Annotated in this window: 12 protein-coding genes and 1 tRNA gene; 6 read left to right on the forward strand and 7 right to left on the reverse strand. The window is 43.7% G+C overall.

Going from position 1 to position 13,833, the window contains the following annotated elements; translation table 11 throughout:
* Positions 1-316: 316 nt before the first annotated feature.
* Both V202x_RS06510 and V202x_RS06515 read left to right on the forward strand, forming a co-directional pair.
* Positions 317-631: a hypothetical protein gene (locus V202x_RS06510; protein ID WP_145172319.1), complete on the forward strand. Its 315-nt coding sequence runs from the start codon at positions 317-319 to the stop codon at positions 629-631.
* 268 nt (positions 632-899) lie between these two features.
* The gene (locus V202x_RS06515; RefSeq protein WP_145172320.1) at positions 900-1,844 is read left to right on the forward strand and encodes a sugar phosphate isomerase/epimerase family protein; all 945 of its coding nucleotides are present in this window, start codon (positions 900-902) and stop codon (positions 1,842-1,844) included.
* A gap of 70 nt (positions 1,845-1,914) precedes the next feature.
* Here the strand turns inward: V202x_RS06515 and V202x_RS06520 are convergent, their stop codons facing one another.
* Positions 1,915-2,580, reverse strand: a complete 666-nt coding sequence (locus V202x_RS06520) for a hypothetical protein (RefSeq protein ID WP_145172322.1) — start codon at positions 2,578-2,580, stop codon at positions 1,915-1,917.
* 382 nt (positions 2,581-2,962) lie between these two features.
* Complete coding sequence (locus V202x_RS06525; RefSeq protein WP_145172324.1) at positions 2,963-3,250, reverse strand: hypothetical protein; 288 nt, start codon at positions 3,248-3,250, stop codon at positions 2,963-2,965.
* A gap of 725 nt (positions 3,251-3,975) precedes the next feature.
* On the opposite strand from V202x_RS06525, the gene V202x_RS06530 reads away from it, so the two are divergent.
* Positions 3,976-5,412, forward strand: coding sequence for a catalase (locus V202x_RS06530; RefSeq protein WP_145172327.1), 1,437 nt, complete (start codon positions 3,976-3,978; stop codon positions 5,410-5,412).
* 77 nt (positions 5,413-5,489) lie between these two features.
* On the opposite strand, the gene V202x_RS06535 is transcribed toward V202x_RS06530, so the two are convergent.
* From V202x_RS06535 to V202x_RS06550, 4 genes are all read right to left on the reverse strand, one after another.
* Positions 5,490-7,841 carry a hypothetical protein gene (locus V202x_RS06535; protein WP_145172329.1) on the reverse strand — a complete coding sequence of 784 codons (2,352 nt, stop codon included), beginning with the start codon at positions 7,839-7,841 and terminating at the stop codon, positions 5,490-5,492.
* Positions 7,842-7,861: 20 nt separating this feature from the next.
* Positions 7,862-7,933 (reverse strand) — tRNA-Arg (locus tag V202x_RS06540).
* A 389-nt stretch (positions 7,934-8,322) separates the two neighbouring features.
* Positions 8,323-9,261 carry an alpha/beta fold hydrolase gene (locus V202x_RS06545; protein WP_145172331.1) on the reverse strand — a complete coding sequence of 313 codons (939 nt, stop codon included), beginning with the start codon at positions 9,259-9,261 and terminating at the stop codon, positions 8,323-8,325.
* A complete protein-coding gene (locus V202x_RS06550) occupies positions 9,258-9,875 on the reverse strand; it encodes a TetR/AcrR family transcriptional regulator (RefSeq protein WP_145172333.1) in 618 nt (205 codons plus the stop codon). The genes V202x_RS06545 and V202x_RS06550 overlap by 4 nt, the downstream gene beginning before the upstream one ends.
* A gap of 233 nt (positions 9,876-10,108) precedes the next feature.
* On the opposite strand from V202x_RS06550, the gene V202x_RS06555 reads away from it, so the two are divergent.
* Both V202x_RS06555 and V202x_RS27395 read left to right on the forward strand, forming a co-directional pair.
* Positions 10,109-11,317, forward strand: coding sequence for a DUF3500 domain-containing protein (locus tag V202x_RS06555; protein WP_145172335.1), 1,209 nt, complete (start codon positions 10,109-10,111; stop codon positions 11,315-11,317).
* 33 nt (positions 11,318-11,350) lie between these two features.
* Positions 11,351-11,524 carry a hypothetical protein gene (locus V202x_RS27395; RefSeq protein ID WP_197993260.1) on the forward strand — a complete coding sequence of 58 codons (174 nt, stop codon included), beginning with the start codon at positions 11,351-11,353 and terminating at the stop codon, positions 11,522-11,524.
* Between the two features lie 75 nt (positions 11,525-11,599).
* Here V202x_RS27395 and V202x_RS06560 read toward each other — a convergent pair whose 3' ends face one another.
* The gene (locus V202x_RS06560) at positions 11,600-12,379 is read right to left on the reverse strand and encodes an SDR family NAD(P)-dependent oxidoreductase (protein ID WP_145172337.1); all 780 of its coding nucleotides are present in this window, start codon (positions 12,377-12,379) and stop codon (positions 11,600-11,602) included.
* Positions 12,380-12,572: 193 nt separating this feature from the next.
* On the opposite strand from V202x_RS06560, the gene V202x_RS06565 reads away from it, so the two are divergent.
* Entirely contained in the window at positions 12,573-13,055 is a 483-nt protein-coding gene (locus tag V202x_RS06565) for an SRPBCC family protein (RefSeq protein WP_145172339.1), read from the forward strand.
* The last annotated feature ends 778 nt before the right edge of the window (positions 13,056-13,833 follow it).

Here is a 13,833-nt window from a genome sequence, read left to right on the forward strand (position 1 = left end):
TTCAATTTGCATCTGTGTTCTACCGCTTTGAGATAGTTGACAACTCTGCTAATAAATTTGATTCTAAACGTTTCGCCGATTCCACATTCTGAAGTTGAGTGACCAGTCTCGGCCCTGAAGGTTAGTATGCAACTCAGATTAATAGATTTTGTTTTGGTTAATTGTTTCATAGACACTCACTTCAATCAGCTTTATCAGTAATTCTACAGTTCAATTCTCTGCGGTTCTGGTGTGATGAAAGAAATTCTATCAGGCCCTTTTCAGAAACACCACTTTACTCTTGATTCAGAAGCACAACTTTATGTACTCTTAGCGAATGAAATATTTACTACTACTCATCATCTTCGTCGTTGGCTGCTCTGAGACAACTGATCCAGGAACAGCTTCAAATGCCACTTCCGAAAATCTTGGCGAACGAAATATTCCCGTTCCTGAAGACGATAAAATCGCCGCTGCCGCATTAGCTACCATCAAAACAAAGCTGAAATGCGAAAGATGTGGCATTAAACGAGACGAAGAAGACAAAACCGGGTTTCGATATTATGTCGACTGTGATGGCATCAAGTATGTAGTTACTTACGATCCCGAAAAAGACGAAGTCTTGAGTTCGGAACTAATTTCAGCGAAGTAGATGTCGTTTTGATCGTTTCATGCTGCGCAATAGATATAGATTGACGTTCTCGTCTCTCAATCTACCGTAACTCCCTCAGCGCACCGCATGTTCTGGCACAGTGATTACTAACAGCAGCATTTTCATTCAAGATTCTTTCCACCAAACCCGATCGGCTGATAATCGTTGCGAACAAGCAAGCTGAATCATTCACTAGAGATCGAATCACTTCGCCATTCTCATCAGCTCTTTGATGAATCGATCATCATGCATTTAAGGATCAACGGATATGTCTATCAGCCGTCGAGAATTTCTCAGCAGTTCCGCAGCCGCCGCAACAGTCTTGGGTGCGACCTCATCTGGTACCGCGGGAGAAAAAGAACCAGTTCAAGCGCAACCACGTCGGGCCAGGATTGGGATCTCTACGTATTCGTATTGGCGCTACAATGCGCGTACCAAGCTGTCGATTGAAAAATGTATCGATCTGGCGGCGGAATCCGGTTTTGATGGCGTGGAAGTGTTGCACGTGCAGATGAAAGGCGAATCGAATAAGAAACTGCAAAACATCAAGCGCCGTGCGTTTCTACACGGGATTGATTTGTGTGGATTTTCAACTCACCAGGGCTTTGTATCTCCCGACAAAGCGAGACGCCAGAAAAATGTAGAGAAGACCTTACATCAGATTGAATTGGCTTATCAAATGGGGATTCCCACGATGCGCGTCAATACAGGCGGGTGGGGGACCTCTGCCAATTTTGATGAGTTGATGCGTAATCGTGGCATCGAACCCCGATTGAAAGGGTACACCGATGAAGACGCCTATGGCTGGGTGATTGGCAGTCTGGAACAATGTTTGAAAAAAGCAGAAGAGTGCGGCGTTCTACTCGGGCTGGAAAACCACTGGGGAATGGCACGCACACCTGAAGGGTTAATGCACATTGTAAATGCCATCGATTCCCCCTGGCTGCAAGTCACCATGGACACCGGCAACTTTCTGGAAGACCCGTACGAAAAACTGGAACAAATTGCCCCGAAGACCGTTTACGTACAAGCCAAAACCTACTACGGCGGCGGGAAATGGTATACGTTGAATCTGGATTACAGTCGCATCGCCCAAATATTGAAAAAACAGAATTACCAAGGCTACATCACGCTGGAATTCGAAGGCAAAGAAGATTACGAAACTGCGATTCCCAAATCACTGGCGATGCTCCGCAACGCCTTTGATGGTTGAAATTGGAAAATGAATAAAAGGAACAAGCTCTATTACACTTCTCTAAAGATTTTGTATTTTGAGCACCAGTTTAGTTGAGTTCAATAATTTGATTTGACGTCCCTGCTATTGAGTTCAAATTCTGGTTTAGAGACTTCTGGTCTGCAATTTCCATTAACTTAAAGTGAGAAGTATCAACACGCCGTAGTATGTCCCAATTAAAAATTCCGAACCAAATTAAGAAAAGTATTCCACTAACACCACTTGTTGGATCCAATATGTTGAGTGGTTCATTTAACAAACGATAAAGACCAGTTGCATATCCACCTAGTAAGCCAATTTGAATATACACAATCAGATAAAGACGGAGTGATGAGCCACAGTTTTGTGAAATCAGCCAAAGGTAAGATAGAATCACACTCAAAATGTAGAAATGCATAGGTCCGACAAATGCCTCATACCAGACATGTGTCGTGTAGTCGAGTTCTTCAACAATGAGTGTTTTGAACGCGACTGCTGTCACGTTTGTTGCTAGAAAACAAAGACTGTAATACATCACAAACCAGAGCTTTGACTTTCTGGCAGATGTTTTGAATTCTTCGCAACGGATAAGGCTCAAGAAGATTGGAATCGAGATTGCCGTCATCAATGGCATGAAGACATAAGGCTCAAAAAAATAGGTTGATCGCACGAAGACAAGCAATGGGCCAAGAGCCTCTCCAAAAGTGTTTGTGAAAGTGGTTTCTTGTAAATCCATGCCATTTTACCCGGTAAAATTAAGGTTCAACCAAACAGACGGACCAGTCCGTGCCGCTTTATGTGATATCGTTCCAGAAATCAGAATTTTGAAATCTCTGTCTCAAAAAATTGAGATAACTTTTTTTACTCTGTGTGTAGACTTTTTTTGAGAAACTCAAGAAGTAAATCACTGAGATGTCGAAGTCAGCTGAGATGAAAATCGAAAGATAAACAAGCAAGTTCTGTAATGACGTGACTGTATATTGGAGATACTTTGTTACCAGAATACCCCAAAATAGGGAATAGCAAAATTCATTCGTCTTCTCCATCCCCATTCAGAAAACTCCCTAATTTGAACAGGGTGCAAGACCGTTCAAATAGAGGTAGATAGCAGACTTGACTCAAGCAACGGGATTCCATGTTCTGCCCTCGACAAAGCCATTTATAACGCTGCCGAACAACAGATCGGTAAATGTATATGTCGCCTTACCGACGTCAACATCACGAATTTCACTCCAATTAATGGCAGCCCGCAGGAAATTATCCATGCATTTGCGTTGTTCTTGACGGTATATGAGGTGCGATGGGAAAACGGAGTCTCGAAACTCGGCTCGTTCCTGGATCATGATTTCCATCGCTTCAGGGTTGAGTTCATAGAACTTGGCATAAGCGATGGCAATGGCTCGCAAGATGGAGAGTGCACTTAACTGATATCTTTGGATTGAGCCCTTCGTTTTTCAGCCCACTATGTCTCAGCAACTTGTTCAACGAGTTCATGATTTTCACTTCGTCGGCAGAAGGCATATCGAGTAGAATAGAGGTTAGAATTGGCTTGCTACTTCAATCTTCATGACCTCGTGCGTCATGCAAGTAATCAAATTTAGATAGTATTGAAACTCGTTTGGACAAGGTTCTGGCATGAGCGTGTCATGATGGAGAAGGGCGGTAAGCTGATGAGTTTCAGATTTGCGCAACATTGTCTGAGATGTGGTTTAATCGGAACGAAAATTTGCATGAATTGTACTCAGAGCGATTCGAAACGTAGTGCTCATGTTGCACTCGTTTTCGTGACATATTTCGTTAACCCTACAATACCAGTGTTTTTCATAGTGCTGAAAACCTCACGCGTTTTCCTGTTCATCTACAAAATAAAATTCGCTCGCGCGCGCGACGCACAAGTGGGAACTCTCGCGAAGGGCTCGGCGGTGTCAAGTTGAAAATGAGTACTGAAAATGGGGAATGTATCTTGAGATTTTCATTCAGGTGATCAAACTGAGCTATGCTCAAAGCAGCCTCTGTTTATGATGTGTTTGATGCATGACGACTATCCGGATAATTCATTAGACATCTTGACTCCTGGCCAATATAGTTCACTAAGAATCAAATTCTAAGGACCTTTCGAGGAGCAAAGAGAATGAATAATAAGCCAAAACTGACCACAACAGGCGGCGCGCCGATCGCCGATAATCAAAATTCAATCACAGCAGGCCCCCGTGGTCCGGTTCTGTTACAGGATTACCAGTTGATCGAAAAACTGGCTCATCAAAATCGCGAGCGGATCGCGGAACGGGTTGTGCATGCCAAAGGCTGGGGCGCGTTTGGGACATTGACCATCGAACATGACATCAGCAAGTATACCAAAGCGAAAGTGCTGCAGCCGGGAGCTCAAACCGAAATGATCGCGCGCTTCTCGACAGTGGCTGGCGAAGCAGGTGCCGCCGACGCAGAGCGGGATGTGCGTGGATTCGCCTTGAAGTTCTATACGGAAGAAGGAAACTGGGACCTGGTCGGCAATAACACCCCGGTCTTCTTTGTGCGAGACGCTTATAAGTTTCCCGATTTTATCCATACACAGAAGCGGCACCCGCGCACTAATTTACGTTCCCCCACCGCAATGTGGGATTTCTGGTCGCTCTCACCAGAATCATTGCATCAGGTCACGATCCTGTTTTCAGATCGTGGGTTGCCGATCAGTGTGCGTCATATCAATGGTTATGGGAGCCACACTTTTAGTTTGATCAACGATCAGAACGAGCGGTTCTGGGTCAAATTTCATTTCAAAACAGAGCAGGGGCATAAACACTGGACGAACGAAGAAGCCGAGCAGGTTGTCGGCAAGACGCGTGAAAGTACTCAGGAAGACTTATTCTATGCCATCGAAAAAGGTGACTTTCCTAAATGGAAGTTTCAGGTACAGATCATGCCGGAAACCGATGCCGACCTGACGCCTTATAATCCGTTCGACCTGACCAAAGTCTGGCCGCACAGTGATTATCCCTGTATCGATGTCGGTACCATGGAATTGAATCGCAATCCGGATAATTACTTCGCGGAGATCGAACAGGCCTCGTTTTCTCCGTCCAATATCGTGCCGGGCATCGGATTTTCTCCTGATAAAATGTTGCAAGCCCGCATCTTCTCCTACGCGGACGCACACCGTCATCGTTTGGGCACGCATTATGAATCGCTACCGGTCAACGCACCGAAGTGCCCCGTGCACCACTATCATAAAGACGGTGCGATGTGCTTTAAGTCGAACGGTACGAATTCGGATGCGTACTACGAACCAAACTCCTTCAACGGACCTGTAGAGCAACCCGATGTAGCAGAGCCCCCACTCAAAATCTCAGGTGATGCCGACCGCTATGATCATCGTGAAGGCAACGACGATTATGCACAACCACGTGCTTTGTTCAACCTGTTTGACGACGGGCAGAAAGCTCGCTTGTTCTCGAACATCGCCGCAGCCATGCAGGGTGTTCCCGATGAGATTGTGGAACGACAGCTCAAGCATTTCGAACTGGTTGATCCTGCTTATGCAGCCGGTGTGCGAGAGGCTCTGAAAGGTTGATAAGATCGAATGAAAATTAAGAACCACTCTCCGCATAAATGGAGAGTGGTTGGTTTATTTTTACTATTGAGGAAATATCATCTACTACCTTCTGGTCCGAATAGCCAATGACGACCATTAGTCCATCCCAGAAAACGTCGTGCATTCCGATCACTTTCGATCGACTTTTCACTTGCCGCAAGTTGAAGCCCTAGCAATGCAGGATGAAACTGAGACTGAAACACACTAGGTTGCTGACTGAGATAATCTTGAGCCCAATCCAAAAAAAACAGAAGGTCATTTTCTGAAACTAACGAAAGGTAAAAAACCATCTGTCTCCAAGCATAAGCCGTGTTTTTAAAAGTAATCAACGACGCATGCCATGAAGGTGATTTCTGCTGCAGCCGTGTAGAGATCCAAGTAAAACAACCACGCGCCATTGATAAGAGCCGGTCTTTTAGTTCATTCATCAAGTTTAGATTTTGGAACAATACCGCTAAATTCTGAGTAGTCAATATTTGCTGTTGTTCAATAATCATTCCATTCACAGCAACATTCCAACCGCCATATTCAACGCCTGCCCTTATTTCACAGAGTTTGGCAAAAGAGATCTTCGGAGTTCTTCCAAACCGTTTATAATCTGATTCCTGTCTTTCAAAAATTTTGCTGACTGACTTAAAATCGATTCCATAATAGAGTTCATAAAGTGTACCCGAAAGCATTTCTGCGGACTGTTTTGCTGCTTTGTTAAATTGATTGGAAAAATCGCCCATAAAGATATCTGCTGCAATTTCATTAACTAGCGGCAGATTCAATTGAGATACTTTTGCCAGCGCTTTCAGTTCCTGCAGTAACTTATTAGGAATGATTACATGCGGGAACGATAGCAAAGTCAGAGCACTCACTTCACGCAGGGTCTGTGTTGCAAGTTCCTGCGATGGTAAATTGTCATGGCGAAATTGATCGACAACAGATACCCAAGGAAGTTCCTCGATCTGGACTTGATGTTCTAAATTCAAAAGTAACAGTGATCGGCGCCGACGAAAGGCTCTATAAATAGATGCATACAATTGCTGTAACTGAGGATCGGTAATCCCAGCAGCACGTAGATCAGACGTAATCTGCGGCAATACTTGGGCGAGAGTTTCACCAGATTTAATCACTCCGTTTCGTACCAAAATTTCAATTGATTCGACACAACAACGTTCAATTTTACGTAATAAAAATACCGGAATCATTGTAGAAACAGGAGGTCCAAACTGTTGGGACTCCTGTTCGTTGATCAAATCAGTCACCGGAAAAAGATCTTCGATACCACTTTTAAGTGGATATTTTTCAAGTCGAGATATCACAACTCTGGATAGCTCAAAATAGTTGGCGCCATTGGCTTGACTAACTTGTCTTTCTCGAGCTTCTTGGCAGATAGAAGAATCTGGTGTTCCTCTTCGACTAATATATCGTGCCAATAGTAAACGAATTCGCTTCACTGCTCGTTCATCAATTAGGTTCGAATCATCCAGATATTGTTGTAAATAAAATCTTAACTGTGAAAAGTTCTCTTTTTTTCGTTCTGGTTTACCACACAATTGATGCACACAACGTTTTTCGACATATTCGTCCAATAGGTTCTGTGCGCGTTCCTCCCACCCAGTTGGAAAAGTCTGGCAAGGCCATCCTCCCAACAACGCTTGGTCCTCATTCAAAAACGGTGGAACACCTTCCACTGTTTCCAAAAAAAGGCTCACCGTCTTATCGTACAGAGGTGCCCAGATGGTAATGGCCTCTAGCTGTGCAAGAATTCGAGGATTAGGACGAATTTTATTGAGATTTTCCAGTGTCGACTCAACGTCTTGTAAGTAAACACGAGAACCAAATCGGCAAGGCTGATCTGTTGGAATTGGATAGAAACGCAGTTTACTGAAGTAGGGACCGATCACCTCAAGCAGTTCTCGAGCTGCTTGCGAGTGTCCCTGACCAAGCAGCCATGCAACTACAAGTAAAGCCCCCTCTTCCGGAACTTCGACTTCAAACCGTCCTGTAGCAAGAATTTCCTGCAAATGAGATACCCCATTGTCAGTCAAAAAAAATTGATTCAAAGTTTGTCTTGGGTTTCCATCGGAGGTGAGTGAGAAATCTGAAAGCAGTTTTAATTCATGTTCACGAATCTCGCCGCCCGCTAACAGGTTACCAGTTGCGAAGCCTCCCGTAACCACTTCCAGTGTTGCCCATTGAGGAATTCCGGACACGGGGGTCCGTGAACCTACCTCATTGCCTCCCAGCATAATACCTTCAAAGACCTGCAACCATTTCTCAATTTTTGCCTGGGCACGCTGACGTGTTTTCGCATCTGAATGTTCTTCATATGTTTTCAGTGCTTTGGTTAATTGACCAATCACGAATCCAGGGTTTATACCGAGATTATTGGATTCCGTTGAGTATTCTTTTTCCATGATAGATTGGCTCAAAAAAAGTCCGGGGGCTGGACTTGCACCAGCACCCTCTCGGTTCGAAGCCGAGCGTTCTAACATTGAACTACCCCGGAATATCTTAGCTCTATTGAACTAGCTAAACTAAATTGAAACACTTTTGAAACTCTGTGATCAGGGCAATTATATAAAAACACCTAATCTAATAATATGGGCTACTTGAGTCTTCCTCTACTTTATTCCTTAGTCTTTTACATTAAAAAAAGACTGAGTAGAATCAGCTTCATCACATCTACAGACAATAAACATGTCTGTGAGAGAACTTGCAGGTCTCATTCTGCTTTCTAAGCTGTGATCGTGGTGAAAGACAATTCATTGATCGTTCAAGTTCAGGTCTCAGTATGAGAATCATTGGAAAACGATTAAAAAATTACACAATCTTAGTTACCCTCGTTTATAATGGCCTAGCTGTCGACGAGTTAGGACCTGAATCGTGGTTGTACATTTAGTGTTTCTCTTCAGCCTGCACGCATAGTGCTGAAGGCAATGCCGCGTGGATTGACTCTAAGGCCGACTCGAAGATTTGAGTAAATCGCCGGCGGTCATCGGATTCAAATGAAGGGCAGTGGTGGCTGTTTTTTAATAAATGAGCACCAATTAAATTTGGAAAAATAGAATAGGAGCGTGCTATCAGAGGTTCTCCAGGGAATGAGAGATCTTTGTCGGCAGCGATTACAAAAACGGGAGCGTTAAGAGATGCCATATCGTTCTTCGAAACAAGCGGTGGAACTGAAAAATCGACATTCCAGTACCGCATGGCATCCGCGATGTAAGGAGACCAATATTCATCGGACGTCGTAAATATTTTGCGAACTGCACGATCGCTGTTTTTCTGCGTGGGAAACAATTTAAATCGCAGCATGGGTAAACCGATTTCCCAGATCCCTTTCAGGACGGGTCCGCGGACAATTGAACCAGGTACGACTAAAATTAATCCACTGATACGATCGGGATTGTGCTTTGCCAATTGTAAAGCCACACTTCCGCCCCAACTGACACCACAGACAGTCGCGCGTTCGATTGAAAGTTGATCCAAGACTTCGCAAAGCCAGCAGCTATATTCGTCCGTTCTAAAATCCAGACGAACCTGCTCGGCACGTGTTGATTGACCGGGTATGTTGACGGTATAAAACCGTTGGCGTCCCGGTAAGTCTTGGAGTTCACCCAGGGCGAACGGTGCTCCCGCCGTCGCACCATGAAGGATTACTATAGAGCTCGAATCTTGAGACTCTTCAGGCCCCGTGATCATTACATCTGTGAATCCAAATGAAGTATTAACTCTTTCGGTACGTGTTTCGAATGATAATCTCGATTCGAATCGATCATGCCATTCGTTTAAGATTCGGAATCCATCGTCACTCTTAGCAAGTTTTACTGGCTTCATAATTTGATTCCCCGATAATGCTGATCAATCAGCAGCTTAAGTTGTGTTGTGCCAGATTCGACGTCTGAGAATTTTGATTTGATTTGGATCATCAACACAAAATAGTAGTGAGCAAAAAACTCCAACACGGCTGCTTCGATATTGACGTCATCGCGAATTTCCTTACGTTGGATTGATGCAATGTAAATCGCGGCGATTCGAGTGCCCGCCTCTTTCACCTGGTTTGTGAATCGTTCACCCCAGTCGCCTCGTGCAAACAACGAATGCTCAAGAAAATCGGTATACAACTCTGACTCAGACGCATAATGATTCAAAAATGACGCTCCAATGTGAAATAGCTGTTTATCCAGTGGCCTGGCCGGTTTTAAAGTCGTAAAAACTTCGTCAGCAAACTGTTGAATATCGCCATGGAAAACTTCATACAACAAATCTTCTTTCGATCCAAAATGAGCCATGACCGTTCCGACAGCAACTTTGGATATCGAGGCGATTTCACGAATCGTTGTATTCTTGAAACCTCGCTTTCGCATAGTGGATCGCACAGCAGAAAGGATCGCAGAGTGTGTCGCCTGCCGTTGTTTTTCACGTTTTGACTCTGGTCGCAAATCAGTCATAAAATAATATTAGCTCATTAATTGAACACGTTCAATGAACATGTTCAATTAATTTTGACCTGATTCTAACTTAGTGAGTACAGAACAAATCGCCCTCAACATTCTACTACGATACTTTGAGCGCGACTCCGTGTTTAATGTAGAGTTCACGCCATCGGCAGAAGAGAATTTCAACATATCATGTCGCAACGAGTTCGTCTGACTCGTGTTTTGTCGTTAGATTGGAAATCAGAATGAAAAGACTGCTTGTTATTGGACTTTGTGTTGGCATATTCGCTTTGGCTGTTGGAATCACTGGCTCTCTGTTTTCACAAAGACCCCATCGTGCGCGACAACAACAGCAACAACGCGAACAGTCTCTCGCTGAACCGTTTCAGGGAGTGACGACTACTGGCAAAGCCAAAACAGGGCTCTTCAAAATCAAATCCACGGGTGTCTCGACGGAGCCGGTGCGGGTCGCGGCACAGGCTTTCCTGGAAAGTCTCTCGAAAGAGCAGGTTAGCCGCACGAAGTTCCCGGTAGACGATCTGGAATGGCGGAAATGGGATAATCGTCATCGGTACCCACGTCAGGGAGTCGGATTCAATGAGATGTCGCAAAAGCAACGAAAGCTGGCGTTCGCCATGCTTCGCGCCAGCTTGAGTGCAAAGGGGCTCAAGAAGACTCAGGACATCATGAAACTCAACGGCACACTGGCAGAGTTGACCAAACGATTTGACGAGTATGGCGAGTGGCTGTACTGGATCACGATTATGGGAGAACCATCGGCAAACAAACCCTGGGGTTGGCAGTTGGACGGTCATCATGTCGTCATCAACTATTTCGTTTTGGGCGATCAGGTGGTGATGACTCCGGTCTTCATGGGTTCCGAGCCGGTCAAAGCAGAATCAGGCAAGTTCAAAGGCACAATGGTTCTGCAGAAGGAGCAGAACAAAGGGCTTGAGTTGATCAAGTCTTTAAATGCCACTCAGCGGGCTGACGCCATGATCCGCAGTTCGAAGGGACCAACCAATAATCTCACTGAAGCATTTCGTGATAATGTTGTGCTTGAATATGCTGGCATCAAGGCCTCTCAATTAGACGCCCAACAACGGGAGCTATTGCTTGAATTAATTTCCGAATACGTTGGTAACATGGACGCAGGACATGCCCAAGTTAAGATGAGTGAGGTCAAACAGCATCTGGATGAAACCTACTTTGCCTGGATGGGTGGTACGACATCTAACAGCGTCTACTATTATCGTATTCAGAGCCCGGTGATCCTGATCGAATTCGATCACCAACGACCAATTGCCCTGGGTCGTTCAGGCACTCCGACGCGTAATCACATTCACACCGTTGTGCGTACTCCCAACGGAAATGACTACGGCAAAGATCTCTTGCGACAGCATTATCTGAAGCACCATCATGCGACAAGTTCAAATTCACCTTCGCGTAAATAGCCAATAAAATTACTCCTTTTCATGATGCGATACATGTACGAGTTCCCGGATAGTATTATCAATGATCAACTCACTTATTATGGCGTTCAAAACGATACTGAGCCATTGGTCAGATTCCTGACCACTCTCGGTCTGCATCAAGTGGATGGGACACCCCGAGAAAGTTGGAGTGTGTTCGAACAGCGAGCTAAAGAACTCAAAAAGTAACTACATCATTCAGGTCGATGAGTGTTTTTATTCAAACAATATAAAGGAGAACCAAGACTTGAAACACACTGTCATTTATTGATGAGTTGCTTTTTGTTTGTGCCTGGGCGCTATGGTGGCCAAACCACCGTCAACACCCAGCACTTGACCTGTGATCCAACTAGTTGCAGGTTGCAATAACCATGCGATCATCGAAGCAACGTCAGAGGGTTCACCTATTCGGTCCAGTGCATGCATTGCAGCCGAAGTAGATTGAGCAGTCGGAGTTTCCCATAGTTTTTTTGTCATATTCGATTTGATCAATCCCGGAGCAACCGCATTGACTCGTATTCCACGATTTGCATACGTCGCTGCAGACGAAAGAGTTAAGCCGATGATCCCTGCTTTGGCAGCGGCTATGGCTTCATGGTTTGCGAAACCTATCCGGGCTGCTGCGGAAGAGACTAATACAATAGCTCCTCCCGTCTGCCGCATGACTTTAGATGCACTGCGCACAGTCACGAATGCAGAACTAAGATTCGTCGTCAAAGTCTCCTGCCATTCTTCATCTGAAGTCAGATGCGCAGGTTTTAATAGCACGGACCCGATGCAATTCACAACCCCGTCAACTCGACCGTATTCAGTATGTGCTGCCTGTAGGCATTCCTCGATGGAACTGAATTCAGATGCATCAATATTAGCGAAAGGTGCGTCTAACTCCGCCCCCAATTCCTGAAGTTTATTTTTGTCACGACCGCCGAGTAATACATGATGACCAGCACTAATCAGTCTACGACTTAAATCCGAACCAACGGAACCCGTTGCCCCTAAAACCACGAAATTTTGTTGTTCTATCTCAGAATGGGAGCTATTCATATTCTCGCTTTATCTTAATTTAAAAATGGAGATTAGACCTTCTTAAACAAGAAAAGCCTTCTATAAATCTCCATAGTTAGAAACGTAGAATTGTCAATAAGAGAATTTTTGATTTACTAGTTCTTCTCTCATTATTTGTAGAAGTTCGGCTCTTAATCCAAATATTTGTTCAATTATTAAGCTGAGAATTTATATGCTCACATTCAGCAAATCAGATTCAGGAGTTTATAGACTGCAATCGGAAATATTAATTCCTTTCCCACTCTCAGTCGTTTTTGATTTTTTTGCGAAAGCGGAAAATCTGGAGGTCATTACACCTCCATTTTTAAACTTTCAAATTCTGACACCCAAACCGATCGAGATGCATCAGGGGACGTTAATAGATTACCAGATTCGACTTCATGGATTTCCCCTGAACTGGAAAACGGAAATTACAGACTGGGAGCCACCCCATCGATTTGTTGACAATCAAATCAAAGGGCCATATCGCTTATGGCGTCATGAACACACATTTCAAGAGCAAGAGAAGGGAACGCTCGTGATCGATAAAGTAGACTACTCGGTTTATGGTGGCCCGTTAATAAATTGGCTGTTCGTCAGACGAGACCTAGAACGTATTTTTCGTTACAGACATGAACGACTAAAAGAATTTACTGCAGAGGGAATTAAGAACTGAGACAGTCATTATGTGAAAAACAAATCACTTGTATGTGATTTGTTTGGGTTGAGTTGATTCGATTAATTTTCAAAGCTCAAAATTTAAGACTTTCAACGCTTCCCTGAAAATGACTCTGCTTCAAAACGATTGATCCATACCTTAATGTCTACTCTGACGTTAAGTAACAATTCAATAATCACTTAAGTCAATTCTAGATTCATCGTATCAACGTGATAAATTCCTTTTCCTGCAATTGACCATAAATATATTGACATATTTGTGCAGCTCTGTAGACTGTAATTAATCGAATGTATATTAATGAACTATTGTATTAATTTCACCTACATATCAAAGCAGAAGTACCTATAAGTATTCAAAAAGATACTCATTTATTTGTTTTTTCATTGAACTTAATTCGCTGAATATACGTCTAAAAATATATCTTACCTATTTAAGACTGTGGGCTACTTCTCAATCCCAAAAACAGACCTCGTTTTGAACTCAGCAAACTCTCCGAAGTAAGACGTATTTTTGAAAAGGAAAGTTCATACAAATCTCAAGAAAATCAGCTTCTCACCGAAATAAAGAGAAAATCTAAGCATTTTCTTTAGAGACTAAATTGTTCTACCAACTTATTCGACAACTTTATTTGTGATGAATTTTACATATGCCCAACTGAAGTTGAATCTGGTTGAGCTTAGCTTGTCGAAAACCCATTTTGAAATAAGAAAGCGTAATCAATTTTAACTGATTTTTAAGTATTGAAAGACAACTGAAAAACGGCACTACATTAACA

It is taken from the genome of Gimesia aquarii (assembly GCF_007748175.1).
GTDB lineage: Bacteria > Planctomycetota > Planctomycetia > Planctomycetales > Planctomycetaceae > Gimesia > Gimesia aquarii_A.

Coding starts and splice junctions, on each gene's coding strand:
- V202x_RS06530 (WP_145172327.1), top strand. CDS start 3,976: ATGAATAATAAGCCAAAACTGACCACAACAGGCGGCGCGCCGATCGCC.
- V202x_RS06515 (WP_145172320.1), top strand. CDS start 900: ATGTCTATCAGCCGTCGAGAATTTCTCAGCAGTTCCGCAGCCGCCGCA.
- V202x_RS06560 (WP_145172337.1), bottom strand. CDS start 12,379: ATGAATAGCTCCCATTCTGAGATAGAACAACAAAATTTCGTGGTTTTA.
- V202x_RS06550 (WP_145172333.1), bottom strand. CDS start 9,875: ATGACTGATTTGCGACCAGAGTCAAAACGTGAAAAACAACGGCAGGCG.
- V202x_RS06545 (WP_145172331.1), bottom strand. CDS start 9,261: ATGAAGCCAGTAAAACTTGCTAAGAGTGACGATGGATTCCGAATCTTA.
- V202x_RS06535 (WP_145172329.1), bottom strand. CDS start 7,841: ATGGAAAAAGAATACTCAACGGAATCCAATAATCTCGGTATAAACCCT.
- V202x_RS06565 (WP_145172339.1), top strand. CDS start 12,573: ATGCTCACATTCAGCAAATCAGATTCAGGAGTTTATAGACTGCAATCG.
- V202x_RS06555 (WP_145172335.1), top strand. CDS start 10,109: ATGAAAAGACTGCTTGTTATTGGACTTTGTGTTGGCATATTCGCTTTG.
- V202x_RS06510 (WP_145172319.1), top strand. CDS start 317: ATGAAATATTTACTACTACTCATCATCTTCGTCGTTGGCTGCTCTGAG.
- V202x_RS27395 (WP_197993260.1), top strand. CDS start 11,351: ATGTACGAGTTCCCGGATAGTATTATCAATGATCAACTCACTTATTAT.
- V202x_RS06520 (WP_145172322.1), bottom strand. CDS start 2,580: ATGGATTTACAAGAAACCACTTTCACAAACACTTTTGGAGAGGCTCTT.